The following is a 16,071-nucleotide window of genomic DNA, read 5'->3' as shown; positions in this document are numbered from 1 at the left end:
CCCCGCAGAAGTTCCCTATTGGATTCGAACAGCGAACCCCCGGGATTGATTTCGACGCCGGAGTTCGAATCAGTCACGTTGCGCTCAACGGTGCCCTTCACGCTGAAACCTGTGAAGGGCACGTGTTCGCATTGACCCGCTTCAGGCGATGTGCCTCTACGCTGCGGCAGCCTGCTCGCGCAAGCGACGGGCTTCGTCGCGCAAAAACTGCTGGTAATCATCCAGATCGCCGTCGAAGGGCTCGACGCCGCCCTTGGTGACCAGCCAGAACTCGTCACAAACGGCGCGCAGCAGAGCGCGGTCGTGACTGACCAGCATCACGGTGCCTTCGAATTCGTTGAGCGCCATGCCTAGCGCTTCGCGTGTGGACAAGTCGAGGTGGTTGGTCGGTTCGTCGAGCAGCAGCAGGTTCGGGCGCTGCCATACGATCATGCACAGCACGAGCCGCGCCTTTTCGCCGCCGCTCATCGTGCTGACCGCCTGATGGACCATGTCGCCACTGAAGTTGAAGGTGCCAAGGAAGGTGCGAAGCGATTGTTCGGTTCCACTCTGGCCGGGCGCGCGCATGTGAGCCGGTGTGTCCTTTGCAAGGCGGATCATGTGTTCCATCGGCGTGTCGAGCGGGCGCAGCACGTCGAGTTCCTGCTGGGCGAAGTAGCCGATATTCAGGCCTTTGCCTTCGCTGATTTCGCCGCCGATCGGCGCCAGCGCATGTGCCACCGTCTTCACCAGCGTGGACTTGCCCTGGCCGTTGGCACCGAGAATGCCGATGCGCTGCCCAGCCAGCACGGAACGGTTGATGCCTCGTACGATGACCGTGGGCGGCGTGCCCGGCAGTGCGCCGGCTGGCGCCGGGTAGCCGAAGCTCGTGTCCAGCATCGACAGCAGCGGGTTCGGGACGTTGAGCGGCTCCTTGAACTCGAAGTTGAACTCTGCGTCGGCAAGCACTGGCGCGATCTTCTCCATGCGTTCGAGCGCCTTGACACGGCTCTGCGCCTGCTTCGCCTTCGAGGCCTTGGCCTTGAAGCGGTCGATGAACTTCTGCAGGTGGGCGATCTTGTCCGCCTGCTTGGCCATCGCGGCCTGCTGCAATACGAGCTGTTCTGCTCGCATGTCTTCAAATTTGCTGTAGTTGCCGCCATAGCGCACGAGTTGGGCGTTGTCGACGTGCACCGTCACCTGCGTCACCGCATCGAGAAACTCGCGGTCGTGGCTGATCACTACGAGGGTTCCTTGATAGCGCTTGAGCCAGGCTTCCAGCCAGACCAGCGCGTCGAGGTCAAGGTGATTCGTTGGCTCGTCGAGCAGCAGCAGGTCGGACGGGCACATGAGCGCGCGCGCCAGTTGCAGTCGCATGCGCCAGCCGCCGGAGAAACTGTTGACCGGCTGACTAAGCTGCGCAGCACTGAAGCCAAGGCCCAGGATCAGCGCTTGGGCGCGGGCAGGCGCATCGTGCGCACCGGCGTCGTGCAGGGCCATGTAGGCGTGCGCCATGCGCATGCCGTCGTCGCTGGCCTCGGCGGCGGCTACTTCGGTCTGCGCAGCCAACAGCGCGGTGTCGCCCTCGACTACGAAGTCGGTCGCGCTTTGCTCGGTCTCCGGCATCTCCTGCGCGACCTGGCCCATCTTCCATGCGGCGGGAATCGAGAACTCGCCGCTGTCTTCATGCAGCGTGCCGTTGAGAAGGCCGAAGAAGGACGATTTGCCGGCGCCATTGCGGCCGACAAGACCGATCTTTTCGCCGGGGTTGAAAGTGACGGATGCGCGGTCAAGTACGACATTGACGCCACGACGCAGCGTGACATTACGGACGGAAATCATAGGGAGCTACTTCGGAGAGGATAGGCATGATAGCCGACCGGGCGTGCAGGGCTGTCGCTTTTCTGGCCGCGCTGGGCGTTCCGGCGGCGGGGCAAGCGCACATTGCGGTAAATTCTCGCAAGCAGAATTCCCATGTTCGAGAAGGGCAAACGCTACCGCACATCAGACGCTCAACGACCTAAAGGCAATGGCTGAGTCTGGCCGGTCTCGGTCGGATGCTCACCGCGAAGCTGTCGCCGTCTCTGACAGACCTGCTTCTCGGCCGTTTGATGCTTCAGTGGTTGATCCACTGGTATTGGAGCGTCAGCGTGATTGCCGTGTAGTCACCGGCCGCCCGGGTGATGAGGCCCTTCGATGCCGCCAGCTTGGCCGACCAACCAGGCACGATCGGGACTGACAGCGTCACGCCATAGCGTGAGTTCTGTTGACGATCTGCATTGGGGATGCCATTTACCGACGTGCGGCCGCCGCTATAGAAGCCGGCGTCTGCCGCGACCCACAGCGCGGGCCGGAACTGATAGCCGGCATGCCACTGCAACACGCCGAGCGGCGACTGTTCGCGCCGCTTGTCGCCCAGATAAGCGTTGTTGTCGCCGAACAGCCAGACCCCGGCAGACAACTCGGTAAACCAGTTGCCGAACGGTTGAGACAGGCCGATTTCCGGCTTGAAGGCCCAGCGGTGGGTCCCAACGTTGACCAGCCGGGAGGCATCGTACTGGCCGGTAGGTGCGACAACTGTGAGGCTCGCCCCGAGCATGGTGTCCGGCGCCCGTTTCATGAACTCGGCCGGCGTCAGAGCAGGGCCGCCAAGGAGATTGATGGCCAAGCGCACGCGGGCATCGCCGATCCCCGCCCGGTGGACCGCGTTCGGCGCGTCGAGCACGTTGCCACTGACGTCGCCACTCGCGAAGGGTGCAAGCAGGCCGATGGAGGCAGTCCGCCCGGCCACGTCAAACACGTGCACATAGCCGGCCCCGAAGATGTTGATTCTGGAGCGTACATCGGTGATGGGCAGCGACGGGTCAGTCAGCACATCCCCCGAGAGCCGGGTATAGGTAGCGGCGAGGAAGTTTGTCCCGACAGGTGCGGCAGAATAGCTGCGTGGCTCGAGCTCTTGCGCATGGGCCGGCATTGTGCAGCACCACAGGGCGAGCCACATCCACAAGGTGACCAGGGTGCGTCCAGGGCAGACCATGCCGACGGCCTCACGGATCAAAGTGCAATGAGACTAGCATGGGGCGCGTTGGATCGGCGAAGCACATGCTTCGTGCGATCCTCATGCGCACAAGGGCCATCGAATGCCCAGCCTGCATGGATACGTTCAATTGGCCCGTCTGATGCTACCGGCCGTATTCGCCCCTTCGCAGCCTTGCAATCGTGGGGAGCGAACGGCCGCATGTTGGGGAATTGCGGTCATCGCACCGCCGGCATGCTGGCGGTGGGTCCGACTTCCTGCTATGGCACTGCCAATTCCGAGGTCTCGTCGATGCTCGGCCAGGGGGGGCGGTGTCATCGTGGTCAGAGAGGAGCAGGCACTGTGGCCCGGCCTGGCGAGTGAGTCAGCAACGATATCTGCCGCCCAATCAACCCACTCGGGCCTTCGACTGCTTGATCACCGCGGACCACTCGCGCGTTTCCGTCTCCGCGAGGGCAGGCAGTTGTGCCGTGCTCAACGTAGTGGGTTCCGCACCTCGCACTCATGTGCGCAATTCGGCTCGTCGGCTTGCAGTCTTGTCGCGCAGGAAGGCGACCAGCGTCGTGAACGCACGCGTCTGGTAGCGGGCCGGCATGTACAGCAGGTACATGGTGGTGCGCAGGAATGCCAGGTCCTGCGGAGGCAGGGGCAACTGCAGCAAGGTGCCGGCCGCCAGGTCGCGGTCCACCATGTAGCGGGGCACCAGGCCAACGCCCAGGCCCTGAAGGATGGCGTCGCGCAGGAAGAAGAAATTGGCCGACATCAGGCGGGGGCGGATATGCGGTGTCCCACCGGCCGCGCCCGCCCGGCCCGCCGCGTGAAGTTTCTGGCCGGTCAGTTCGGACGTGATCAGCGGCAGGTCTCGAAACTCGTCGAGCGTGCGCGGCATGCCGTATTGGCTCACCAACTCCGGCGTGACGCAGGCCACGTACTCGACATCGCCCAGGCTATGGGCCACGACATTGGCGGGCGTTTCCGCCATGACACGGATGGAGAAGTCCACCGCGCCCTTGATTAGGTCCTCGATGTCGTTATCGAAAATCACATTGAGCGTGATGGCCGGGTACATCGTCATGAATTCGATAAACCAGGCCGACATGGTGTGCTGGCCGAATCCGCTTGGCACGCTGAGCCGCACCGTGCCGCTCAGGCGCTTGCCCAGGCTCTGCACCGACTCCTGGGCCGCCATCAGCTCGTGGCGGATGGCGCGGCCATGTTCGTAGAGCTGCCACCCCAGTTCCGTGGGTTCGAGTTGCCGGGTGCTGCGCCTCAGTAGTTCGGCGCCCAACTGCCGCTCGAAATGGTTGAGCCGCTTGCTCACGTTGGCGCGGCTCATGCCGAGCTGGCTTGCCGCTCGGCTCAGGTTTCCGGCGTCGATGATTTCGACCAGCAATGTCAGCGCGTTCAGGTCCATTGTCAACCTTGAGTATTCATATATGTTGAAAATCGGTTGCAATTGTCAAGCATTCGGAACATATGGACAATCACCGCTGGTAAAGAAAACCGGACCTCCCTGCAGGCAAAGATCCGGACGCGGGGAGACGCAATCAATGAAGCAAGAAAACATGGCATCGCTGCCGCTGGCCGGCGTGCGGGTGCTGGACCTGTCGCGTGTGCTGGCAGGGCCGATGTGCGCGATGGCGCTGGCCGACCTGGGCGCGGACGTCATCAAGGTGGAACATCCCGCCCGTGGCGACGACACCCGAGACTGGGGCGTGCGCATCGGCACGCGCAATACCTCCTATTTCAATAGCGCGAACCGCAACAAGCGGTCCGTGACGCTCGATCTGCAAAGCGAAGCCGGTCTGGCGCTGGCACGCCAACTGGCCGCGCAGTGCGACGTGGTCATCCAGAATTTCAAGGTGGGCGGCGCGGAGAAGCTCGGCCTGGGCTACGAACAGCTCAGCGAGATCAATCCGCGCCTGGTCTACTGCTCGATTTCCGGCTATGCGCGCTTTACGCCGGAAGCCGAACGTCCGGGCTACGACCTCGTCGTGCAGGGCGAGTCCGGCGTGATGGCTACCAACGGCGAGGCCGGGCAGGGGCCGCTGAAGTTCGGCGTGGCAGCGGTCGACATGTTCACGGGCATGTATTCGGCCCAGGCGATCCTGGCTGCGCTGTTTGCGCGCCAGTCCACCGGCCGTGGCCGCCACGTGCAAATGGCGCTCTACGACTGCGGCGTGATGATCACGTCCTACTACGGCATGGAAGCCTTGCTCAAGGCCGGCGATCCGCCCAAGTTCGGCAATGCACATCCGTCCATCGTGCCGTACGGCGTGTTCGAGGCCGCCGATGGCCCGCTGGTGATCACGGTCGGCAACAACGGACAGTTCCAGCGCTTCTGCCGCGAGGTCGTCGACTGCCCCGAATGGGCTGATGACGAACGCTTTGCCACCAACACGGCGCGCTCGGCCCATCGCGACGTGCTGCTCGCGGAGGTACGGGAGCGGCTGCAGCGCTTTACGCGTGCCGAACTGCTGCAACGCCTGACGGCCGCGCAGATTCCGTGCGGCGAGGTGCTGGGCATGCTGGATGCCCTGCAATCGGAACGCACCGCGCAGGCTGGCCTGCTGCATCGCTTCGAGGATAGCGAGGCCGGTGCCCAGGCGGTGCTCGCCCCGCCATATGCGCTCGATGGGCAGCGCCTGCCCGTGCGCATGCCGCCGCCGCACATGGGACAGCACACACACGAAGTGTTCAAGGAATTGCTGAAGCTCGACGACAGCGCCATCGCGGATCTGCAATCCAGAGGCGTGATCTGACACCCCGAATTTTCGATCGACAGGAGACAAGACAATGACCAAGCTGCTACTGACCCGCCGCCAGGCACTGAAGGCCGGCGCCGCCGCGTCGATGGCCGCCGTGATGCCTTCGGTGCTGGCCAAGACCGGCTGGCCTGACAAGTTCATCAAGATGGTGGTCGCATTCCCTGCCGGCGGCCCCACCGATACCGCCGCGCGCATCGTGGCGCAGAAGCTGTCGGTACGGCTCGGCCAACAGGTCATTATCGAAAACAAGCCCGGCGCATCGGGCTCGATCGGCACCGCCAGCTTTATCCGCAGCCCCGCCGACGGCTACAACCTGTCCATGTTCGGCATGCCGGCCTTGCTGGCGCCGCTGATGTACAAGACCAATGCCTATGACGTGAAGAAGGACTTTTTGTCCGTGGCCACGGTCTACGTACTGCCGATGGCCATCGTCATCAACCCGGCCGTGGTGCCCCATGTCGAAACGCTGCCCGACCTGATCCGCTTCGCCAAGGCCAGCAAGACGCCGTTGAGCTACACCAGTTCCGGCACCGGCAGCTTCGGCCATCTGGCCATGGAGCAGTTGAAGGACCTCGGCGGCTTCGATGTGCTGCACGTGCCTTACCGGGGTAGCGCGCCCGCCGTGGCAGACCTGCTCGGCGGCCAGGTGGGCATCATGTTCGCCGACGTCGTGGCGGCCCTGCCTCATATCCGCGCCGGCAAGCTCAAGGCCATCGCGCTGAGTTCGCCCAACGCCCGCGTGCTGTTGCCTGGCGTGAAGACCGTGTCGGAGCAAGGCTTCCCGGGCTTTGACTTCGACTCCTGGGGCGGCCTGATCGCGCCACTGGACACGCCGCAAGCCATCGTCGACCGGATTGCCAGCGAAACGCGCGACATCGTCGGCAAGGACAAGGAGTTGCAGCAGAAGCTGGTCAGCGCAGGGGCGATTGCATCGTTCCAGGACGGCAAGCAGATGCAGGCGCGCCTCAACAAGGACTACGACCGCTGGAGCGCCATCGTCAAGGCCAAGGGCATCAGTGCAAGCTGACGCGCGCAGGCGGTGGTGGTTCGCCTCTTTGAACGGTTCCACCAAACCGTTGCATTGACCGGTTGAATCCGCAGCATGAACGGCCATCCGCCGACGCAGCCGAGCCGCCCAACCCTCCTGGCAGTCCGTCGGCTACACTGAGTTTCGTCCGAGTTCGGCGTTATTCATGACCTCGGGGGAAGCATCTCGATTGTCTGATGGCGGACTCCTTATCCAGGGTGATGCGCATGACGATTCCCGACACACCGGCTGAAGCCCACGCTCCGGGCACTTGGCGCTTCCGCGCCGGCATTGGTGTCTTCGTGCTCGCGTACGCGGTTTGGGGCCTCGTCCCAATCGCAGCCTTTGCGGGCGTATCCGCCACCGGTATCGCGACGCTGACGGGCGGGATCGTGGTCGTCAATAAGATCATGCTGCTGGCTAGCATCGCAGTGATGGGCAAGCCGGGATTCGAGCGGCTGAAGGCTCTGCTGTTGCGCCGCCTCAGCGGCCCCGGCGACACCGTGGGGCCGACACGTCACGCCATCGGCCTCGTGATGTTCTGCCTGCCACTGGCCTCGGCCATGTTCGAACCCTACGTGGATGCGATCTGGCCCGGGCTGCGGCCAAAGATGTGGGAGGCACAGTTGGTCGGCGACCTGATGCTGGTCGCAAGCTTCTTCGTGCTCGGTGGCGATTTCTGGAACAAGTTTCGGGCGCTGTTCACCCGTACTGCGAGAGCGATGGATGATGGCGGGTCGGGGTCTCGCGCGTGACCAGAAATGGTCCATTTCCTAACTCGCCAGTCGAGAAACTGAAAGCAACCAGGCGCAAGACACTAAGCTTCGATACACCGACTGAACGATTCCATCAAGCTGTTGCATCGACCGGTTGAATCTGCAGCCGGTCTCGGCCCTTCGGCCATCAAAGAAGAACGCTTGGATATCCTCGGCCATTGTTCTCGCCTCATCAAGCGCGTCTTTCTGCTCTGACCTCAACGAATCACTGCCTTGAGCGACTTGCTATCGATTGTTCTTTGAAATGGGAGCGTGGAGTCATCGATTCAGTCGCCAGATACAGCGGTCTGCCCAGGCAAGCAGGTAGTCGGCCGCCTCCAGTGCGATAGCTGATTTGGGAGTTAGCGAAGAGTTGCCCGTCAGCTATGCGGGATTGTCCTATTGTCAGGAAACTCCAGTTCAAAGGACGTAGTGGCATTCACCACGGAGCGAACAGAAACCGCTCCGTGGTGAAGATCCATGATGGTCTTGACAATTGCAAGCCCAATTCCCGATGACTCACCAGAGTTGGCGCGCGCGGGGTCTGCGCGAAAAAAGCGGTCGAAGAGCAGGGAAAGGTGCTCCGGGGCAATGCCCGGTCCGACGTTCTCCACCTTAACTTGAGCGACACCTCCAGTGTGTCGACCGTGAACGGTTACTCTGGTGCCCTCATTGGCATAGCGGATTGCATTTGACAGCAAGTTACTTAACGCGCGTCGGAATAGCGTTGGGTCTGCGAAAACCTTCCCTTGCGCATTGACTTGGATAGTTATTTGCCGTGCTTCCGCCAACGATTCGAAGTAGTCTGCCTGCCGATGCAGTTCTTCGCGAAGGTCGAGCTCCGTAGCGCGAATGGCAACCCGTGAATTGTCGGCTCTTGCCAGGAAGAGCATGTTCTCAATCATCCGAGAAAGGCGCTCATACTCCTCAACATTCGAGACCAGCAGCGATTGATACTCTTCAATAGATCTGTCGCTGCTCAGTGCAACCTGGGTCTGGCCGAGCAGGTTGGTAATTGGCGTACGGAAGTCGTGGGCTAGGTCCGCTGAAAACTGCGAAAGCCGATCGTACCGTTCACGGAGACGGTCAATCATTCTCTGCAGGGCGCGCGCCAAATCATCAAGTTCTGCAGGCAGCCTGGATGGATCAACGGGTAGCGCTCCGCTTGTGAAGGTCACTGAGGCCGTGCCGGCTGCGATACTTCGCAATGGCGCCATGCCAGCCTGAAGCGCTGCGTATCCCAGTCCGCCTGCGCCAAGTGTACCCAGAAGGACTGCGATAAATAGTTTCCAGCGATAGTCCCGTAGGAGGGAAACACGACTGCTAGCGACCTGAAACAGTTCTACCACTACTGGCGACATCTCACCGCTGACGTTGGCCTTGATAGTGGTCATGCGTACCGGCATGTCACTCGGTGTGCTCCAGGCCTGAATCGGCCCGGCCGCATCCCGCTCTTTGGCGTAAGCGCCGCTAGCAAGCGGCTTTATCCCATAGTTTGCACCGGCCGTCGCCAACTGCACGCCGCGCGCATCTAATATGCGGATGCCGAACTCCTCGTTTCCTTTCACCACGCCAAGTACCTCCTCCCATCGGTTTTCAATGGGGGAGCTTCGAAGCTCAGCCAGTTCCTGTTGGGCTCGCGCGGCTTTGCGGAGAAGTTCAGCGTCGTCGCGATCGATGATCTGGCTTGCGAGGGACCCGTACAGATAGATTCCCACGCCGGAAAACGTTAGTCCGGCAATCAGGGCAAATGCAAGTGCGAGCCGAGCGGTAAGCGACCTTTTACGCATCAAGACTGTCGGTTCTCAAGGACGTAGCCGATGCCGCGAACGCTATGGATAAGTTTGGGAGCGTAGGTGTCATCCATCTTCGCTCGAAGGCGTCGAATCGCCACGTCCACGACGTTCGTGTCGCTGTCGAAGTTCATATCCCAAACGTGTGAGGCGATTTGCGTGCGACTAAGAACTTCGCCGTGTCGTCGCGCGAGGAAGTGGAGCAATGCGAACTCCCTGGGCGACAAGTCGATGCGTATTCCTCCTCGGGAGACTCGGTGACGCAAAAGGTCGATTTCCAAGTCCTCGATTTCGATGCGCTCAGCTTCGCGCGCGGGCCCGCGCCGCAGCAGCGTCCGGGCACGCGCCAGCAATTCGACGAAAGCAAAGGGTTTTGCGAGGTAGTCATCGCCGCCAAGCTCGAGCCCTTTCACTCTGTCCTCGACTTCATCGCGTGCGGTCAGGAAGAGCACGGGCGTATCTTTGTGTTCCCGGAGTTCCTTGAGCACTTCCCATCCGTTCATGCCGGGCAGCATGACATCAAGAATGACCAGATCGTAGTCCCCGTCGATGGCGTGGTGCAGGCCATCCCGTCCAGTCGACGCAAGATCGACGACGAAAGATGACTCGGTGAGGCCCTTCCGGAGGTACTCGCCAGTCTTAGGTTCATCTTCGATTACCAAGATCTTCATGTTCTCATCCTCAGCTGCACGGGGCCGCAGCTCAAACGATGCAGCCGATGATAACGGCGCAGGTTCGCCTATTGGATGACAAGACTGTAATCGTTTCGTCCCCGTTTGAAAGGGTGTTGCGTACATAGAATCGCCGCTAATTCTGGATGATCGGCGCCGACAGCGCCCGGAGTGAACCATGTGGATTGTGCGGCTTGCGCTACGTCGGCCATATACGTTTGTCGTCTTGGCAATACTTTTGCTTTTGGGCGGGCCGTTGGCCATTCTGCGCACGCCGACAGACATTTTTCCTTCTATTGACATCCCAGTTGTTAGCATCGTGTGGAGCTACAACGGCCTTTCTGCGCAAGATATGTCGCAGCGGATCGTGACAGGATATGAGCGCTCCCTTACCAACAGCGTGGATGACATCGAGCATATCGAGTCCCAAACGCTGCCGGGCGTAAGCGTTATCAAGGTGTTCTTTCACCCAGGGGCAGACATAAATCGCGCTATAGCCCAGACGACGTCCGGTGCGCAATCGCTTCTGAAGACGATGCCACCAGGGACGACTGCTCCACTGGTGCTGAGTTACAACGCCTCGACCGTCCCAATCCTCCGGCTAGCGCTAGGCAGCGACACGCTTCCCGAGCAAGAACTCTACGATCTGGGTAACAGCTTTATCCGCACTCAGCTTGCAACCGTGCAAGGGGCATCGATTCCACTGCCATACGGTGGCAAGGTCCGCCAGGTGGCTGTCGACCTCAATACGGAAGCACTGCAGGCGCGAGGTCTGTCGCCTCTCGATGTGGTCAATGCGATCAACGCCCAGAATCTCACCTTGCCGGGCGGAACGGCAAAGATTGGCGCGCTTGAGTATCGGGTGGACCTGAATGGCAGCACCCAAACCATCGCGGCACTCAATGACTTGCCAATTCGCAGTGGGCCGGACGGCACGGTCTACGTGCGTGACGTCGCTCAGGTACGCGACGGCTACGCTCCTCAATTGAATGTCGTTCGGCGTGACGGAAAGCGTTCTGCGCTCCTGGAGATCGAGAAGAGCGGGAACGCTTCGACGCTCTCCATCATCTCGCAGATCAAGGCACTGCTTCCAGACGTGACCGCCGGATTGCCAAAATCTCTGGTGGTGCAACCCATCTCCGATCAGTCAATCTTCGTGACATCTGCTATTGACGGCGTGTTGCATGAAGCATTGATAGCCGCGTGCCTGACTGCGGCGATGATTCTGCTATTCCTTGGAAGCTGGCGGGCCACTCTCATTATTGCTGTCACCATTCCGCTGTCGGTCTTGGCTGCCTTGATGGCTTTGTCGGCATTGGGCCAAACATTGAACATCATGACATTGGGCGGCTTGGCTCTTGCAGTCGGTGTGCTAGTCGACGATGCAACGGTAGCGATCGAGAATATTACGCACCACCGGGAAATGGGCAAGCCGCTGGAAGACGCGATCCTGGACGGGTCCGCGCAAATTGCATTGCCGACGCTCGTATCTACCCTCTGCATTTGCATCGTGTTCTTGCCGATGTTCATGCTGAGCGGAGTCGCTCGTTACCTGTTCGTTCCGCTCGCAGAGGCGGTGGTGTTTGCGATGATGGCGTCATACTTCCTCTCGCGCACCTTGATCCCCACGTTGGCCCACTATCTCTTCAGCCGGGAGCGTAGCGGGCATCATGCGGAAGGCCGCTTTGCCAGCTGGTTCTCTAGCGTGCATTCGAAATTCGAGCAAGGTTTTGAGCGTGTCCGCCAGTCCTACGCAAATGTTCTGGCGCTTGCATTGGGATCCCCGCGGCGCGCTATGGCACTTTTCGCAATGCTCTGCGTGTGCTCAATGACTTTGGTGCCATTTCTGGGCCAGGACTTCTTCCCGGCAGTCGATAGTGGGGAGATTCGTCTTCATATGCGAGCGCGCACAGGTACGCGGATTGAAGAGACTGCGCGCCTGGTTGATCAAGTTGAGGCGAAGATCCGCACAACGGTGGGTCCCACTCACGTTGCGAGTATCGTGGACAACATCGGCCTTCCCGTCAGCGGCATCAACTTGACTTATGACTCCGCGCTGCCCATCGGAACGGGCGATGCCGAGATTCTGATCTCGTTGAATCCCTCTGCTGGAAAGTCATCGGCGCTCATCGAGAAGCTCGATGCCGAACTACCGGTGGCATTCCCAGGCGTGAGCTTTTCATTCTTGCCCGGCGATATGGTCAGCCAAATCCTGAACTTTGGCCTCCCTGCGCCGATTGACGTGCAGGTCGTGGGTAATGATGCTGCGGGAAATCGCACTGTCGCAAATGACTTGTTGCGGAAGCTGTCGGCCGTGCGCGGCCTTAGCGACCTACATCTGCAGCAACCGGATGATCAGCCTGCATTGACGGTAAACGTAGACCGCACTCGTGCGTTGCAGGCAGGGATGCAGCAACGAGACATAGCACAGAACCTTCTTATCGCGTTGTCGGGGAGCAGCCAGACGTCTCCGAACTTCTGGCTGAACCCCAAGAATGGGGTGAGCTACCCGTTGCTGATTTCGGTTCCGCAGTACGCAATGGACTCCCTCCAGACACTGTCGAATATCCCGCTCGGGATTGGTGCAGAGATGCTGAGACAGGGCGGTGCGGCGCAGCTCGGCCAGTTTGGCGCAGTCAGTCGAAGCAGCCAGCCGGGTGTGATTTCCCACTACAACGTACAACCGGTACTCGATTTGTTTGGCTCTGTGCGCGGCCGTGACCTGGGAGCAGTGTCTGCAGACGTGCAGCGTGTTGTCGACAGCGTCCGTCCAAGCCTGCCGGCTGGCTCTCGCATTGTGGTACGCGGTCAGGTCCAAACAATGCACGCTTCGTTTGCTGGACTGCTTACGGGACTGGCTGCGGCCATTGCGCTGGTCTACCTGCTGATGGTCGTGAACTTCCAGTCGTGGCTGGACCCGCTTGCCATTGTCGGCGCGTTGCCGGTCGCGCTGTCCGGGATGGCATGGATGCTATTTGCCACCTACACAACGATTAGCGTGCCTGCGCTGACGGGGGCAATCATGTGCGTTGGCATTGCGACGGCTAACAGCATTCTCGTTGTTAGCCGTGCCCGGGAGCTATTGAATGAAGGGAAGGGAGCCGTGGAGGCAGCGTATGAGGCAGGGTTCGGACGATTCCGGCCCGTCGTGATGACGGCCCTTGCGATGCTGTTCGGCATGGTTCCCATGGCATTGGGAGCGGGAAGCGCGGGCGCGCAAAACGCACCGCTGGGCCGCGTCGTTATTGGCGGTCTGGCTTTTGGAACCGTCGCGACCCTCGTGCTCGTCCCCACATTCTTCGCAGTCTTGCATGGCTGGCTCGAAAAGCGAGCCAACTCGCACCAAAACACAATGAAAGTACAGAGTCCGGTATGACCCAAATCGAACGAAAGAACAATAGTCGCGTGCCGTTGCCCCGCAGGCAGATCAAGATAATAGTCGCGATGGGGATAGTGGCAGCGGCGGCGCTGATTGTGGGAATCGTCCCTCGCGTGCATGGTGAGGCTGCTCTGCACAAGCGCAGTGTCGACGCACAAACTCCGGTTGTCAGCATTGTTTCCCCGAAGCCGGCGGCATCCTCGCAGGAGATCACGCTGCCTGCCGACGTGCGCGCCTATCAGGACGCGGCCATCCACGCGCGGGTGAATGGCTACCTTCGAAAGTGGTATGTGGATATCGGCACCGAGGTAAAGGCCGGTCAACTGCTGGCCGAGATCGACGCTCCGGAAGTTGCGGACCAACTTCGGCAGGCACGCGCAGACGAAGAGACCGCCTCTGCCAACTACGCACTCGCTAAGACTACAGCCGACAGGTGGAAGGATCTTCAGTCCACTAACTCGGTAGCGCAGCAGGAAACCGACCAGAAGGTCGCTGACATGCAGGCCAAAGCGGCATTGCTAGCTTCGGCACGTTCGAATACCGCGCGCGTCGCGCAACTGGCTTCGTACACGCAGATTCGGGCTCCGTTTGATGGTGTGATCACAGCGCGGAACGTAGACGCCGGCGCGCTTATTGATGCGGGGAGTGCGCCTAACCAGGGGCGCGAACTGTTTCACATCTCGGCTGGCAGCCGTCTTCGGGTCTATGTTCAGGTCCCGCAGTCGGTGAGCGCGGCAGTTGCACCTGGCACCAAGGCTTGGTTGACGCTACCGCAATCGCCAGACCACCATTTCCCGGCCGCGATTACGCGGACGGCGGGCGCAATGGACCCGGTGACCCGTAGTCTCCGAGTCGAGCTCGACGTGGACAGTCAAGGTGGAAAGATCCTGCCAGGTGCCTACGCCGAGGCCCATATCGTGCCGGAAGCGGATCGGGCGGGATTGGATCTACCCGCGAGTACGCTTATGTTTCCCGCCAGCGGAGCATCGGTGGCAATCGTCGACCAAAACGGGAAGGTCGCGATTCAGAAGATCCAGTTGGGACGTGACTTTGGTTCGCACGTAGAGGTCTTGGGCGGGCTGGCTGCGAATGCCCAGGTTATCGTGAACCCGGGGGATGGGCTCGTCGGCGGCGCGCGTGTGAGAGTGTCTTCGCCGCAGATGGTCGCGTCGCAAGGAGCGAAATCGTGAAGAGGCTGGCCGTAAGTGCGGTTTGTGTATGGCTAGCGGGATGCTCTTTCGCACCGATTTACCACGTTCCGGAGATCGATCTTCCCGCGAAGTATGCAGAAGCGAGCGATCCAGTCCTGAGTCGGATTCCCGCTGAGTGGTGGACGTCTTACCATGACGGCGACCTTGATGCGTTAATTCGACGCATCGACGTGACAAACCAAACGCTCAAGAAATCGATGGCTGTGCTGCAGGATTCCCGGGCCCAGGCCGATGCTGCACGCGCAGCGTATTTTCCGACAGCCGGCGCGAATGCTAGCGCTACCAGTAGTCATGTGTCGGCAAACGTAGTTGGCCGGTCGCTGGCCGGTAAGACAACGCCGGACCGGCTTATTGGATTCAGTGCGACCTGGGAACCTGACCTATTTGGGCGAATCGGCAATACTGTCGATGCGGCAGCGTCTCGGGTGCAAGCAAGCGCGGACGATGTCGCCGCAGTTCGGCTGACCTTGCAGGCGGAAGTCGCCACGGATTACTTTGCGATCCGCTCGCTTGACCGCGAGGCATCGCTGTTACGGCAGACTGTGGACGCCTATTCTTCGGTGCTCGCGATGGTCACCAACAGATATCAGGGCGGAATTGCGGCTGAGAGCGACGTTGCGCAGGCACAAGCACAGCGCGACAGTACTAAAGCTCAATTGGCTGACCTAACCCTTGCGCGAACCCAACTGCAACATGCGCTCGCAACACTGGTGGGCGAGCCTGCCAGCACGTTTTCGATCGCACCACATGACGCCTATGGAACGCAACTTCCTGAAATACCTGCAGCAGTTCCCAGCGAGTTATTAAAGCGACGTCCGGACATAGCCGCGGTAGAGCGTCGTGTTTCGGCGGCCAATTCCCAAATCGGCGTTGCCAAGGCCGCGTTCTTTCCGAGTCTCATGCTCAATCTAAGCGGGGGTGTCGAGAGCTCAGGCTTGGCCGGACTCCTTACGGCCCCCGGTCGGTTCTGGGCGGTGGGGCCTGCCCTGGCTGCGACAATCTTCGACGGAGGGAAGCGCCAAGCCGGCGTGGACAGTGCCCAGGCGCAATTCGATGCTGCTGCAGCCGACTACCGGCAGACCGTGCTAAGTGCGGTGCAAGATGTGGAGGACAGCTACGCGGCCACGAGACTCCTGAAGGACGCTGCATCGAGTCAGGAGGCCGCCGTCCAGGCGTCACAACGCGCGCTCGCGCAGGCGACGGATCGCTACAAGAAAGGAGCGGCGGCATACCTCGACGTTAATGTGGTGGAGGCAACGACGCTCACTAACGAACGCACTCTCGAGAGTATTCATCGACGTCAGCTGGTCTCTAGCGTCGCGCTCTTTCGCTCGCTTGGGGGAGGCTGGCAGGCTAAGGATGGGGCCGATGCTCAGAGGCCCGTTGGCGAACCTTAGCGGTCCGTCGATTCCATCAAGCCGTTGCATCGACCGGTTGAATCCGCGGTCGGT

General features: G+C 60.8%; 11 protein-coding genes. 6 read left to right on the top strand and 5 right to left on the bottom strand.

The annotated features are described in order from the left end of the window. Positions 1-156: 156 nt before the first annotated feature. From K6G35_RS07905 to K6G35_RS07895, 3 genes are all read right to left on the bottom strand, one after another. Complete coding sequence (locus K6G35_RS07905) at positions 157-1,821, bottom strand: ABC-F family ATP-binding cassette domain-containing protein (protein ID WP_008651337.1); 1,665 nt, start codon at positions 1,819-1,821, stop codon at positions 157-159. A 274-nt stretch (positions 1,822-2,095) separates the two neighbouring features. Next, positions 2,096-2,980, bottom strand: coding sequence for a transporter (locus K6G35_RS07900; RefSeq protein WP_234819104.1), 885 nt, complete (start codon positions 2,978-2,980; stop codon positions 2,096-2,098). 538 nt (positions 2,981-3,518) lie between these two features. Further along, on the bottom strand, positions 3,519-4,430 hold the full coding sequence (locus K6G35_RS07895; RefSeq protein WP_495676336.1) for a LysR family transcriptional regulator: 912 nt from the start codon (positions 4,428-4,430) through the stop codon (positions 3,519-3,521). A 136-nt stretch (positions 4,431-4,566) separates the two neighbouring features. Here K6G35_RS07895 and K6G35_RS07890 point away from each other — a divergent pair, with 136 nt between their 5' ends. The 3 genes from K6G35_RS07890 (at position 4,567) to K6G35_RS07880 (ending at position 7,566) form a co-directional block, all read left to right on the top strand. Beyond that, entirely contained in the window at positions 4,567-5,778 is a 1,212-nt protein-coding gene (locus K6G35_RS07890; protein ID WP_495676310.1) for a CaiB/BaiF CoA transferase family protein, read from the top strand. Positions 5,779-5,812: 34 nt separating this feature from the next. Continuing rightward, a complete protein-coding gene (locus K6G35_RS07885) occupies positions 5,813-6,811 on the top strand; it encodes a tripartite tricarboxylate transporter substrate binding protein (RefSeq protein WP_035882403.1) in 999 nt (332 codons plus the stop codon). 227 nt (positions 6,812-7,038) lie between these two features. Continuing rightward, the gene (locus K6G35_RS07880; RefSeq protein WP_008651345.1) at positions 7,039-7,566 is read left to right on the top strand and encodes a transporter suffix domain-containing protein; all 528 of its coding nucleotides are present in this window, start codon (positions 7,039-7,041) and stop codon (positions 7,564-7,566) included. Between the two features lie 380 nt (positions 7,567-7,946). On the opposite strand, the gene K6G35_RS07875 is transcribed toward K6G35_RS07880, so the two are convergent. Further along, positions 7,947-9,356: a heavy metal sensor histidine kinase gene (locus tag K6G35_RS07875; RefSeq protein WP_495676309.1), complete on the bottom strand. Its 1,410-nt coding sequence runs from the start codon at positions 9,354-9,356 to the stop codon at positions 7,947-7,949. Continuing rightward, positions 9,356-10,030, bottom strand: a complete 675-nt coding sequence (locus K6G35_RS07870) for a heavy metal response regulator transcription factor (protein WP_008651349.1) — start codon at positions 10,028-10,030, stop codon at positions 9,356-9,358. Before K6G35_RS07870 ends, K6G35_RS07875 begins: the two co-directional genes overlap by 1 nt. Before the next feature lie 178 nt (positions 10,031-10,208). Between K6G35_RS07870 and K6G35_RS07865 the strand changes: the two genes are divergently transcribed. From K6G35_RS07865 to K6G35_RS07855, 3 genes are read left to right on the top strand one after another with little or no spacing between them, the layout of a single operon-like run. Next, positions 10,209-13,406 carry an efflux RND transporter permease subunit gene (locus K6G35_RS07865; protein WP_495676308.1) on the top strand — a complete coding sequence of 1,066 codons (3,198 nt, stop codon included), beginning with the start codon at positions 10,209-10,211 and terminating at the stop codon, positions 13,404-13,406. After that, positions 13,403-14,599, top strand: coding sequence for an efflux RND transporter periplasmic adaptor subunit (locus tag K6G35_RS07860; RefSeq protein ID WP_186426547.1), 1,197 nt, complete (start codon positions 13,403-13,405; stop codon positions 14,597-14,599). Before K6G35_RS07865 ends, K6G35_RS07860 begins: the two co-directional genes overlap by 4 nt. After that, a complete protein-coding gene (locus tag K6G35_RS07855; protein WP_035882406.1) occupies positions 14,596-16,017 on the top strand; it encodes an efflux transporter outer membrane subunit in 1,422 nt (473 codons plus the stop codon). Before K6G35_RS07860 ends, K6G35_RS07855 begins: the two co-directional genes overlap by 4 nt. Positions 16,018-16,071: the final 54 nt, after the last annotated feature.

It is taken from the genome of Cupriavidus sp. HY129 (assembly GCF_059492215.1).
Note: the sequence above shows the minus strand (reverse complement) of the source record. Positions and strands in the feature narration are given on the sequence as shown.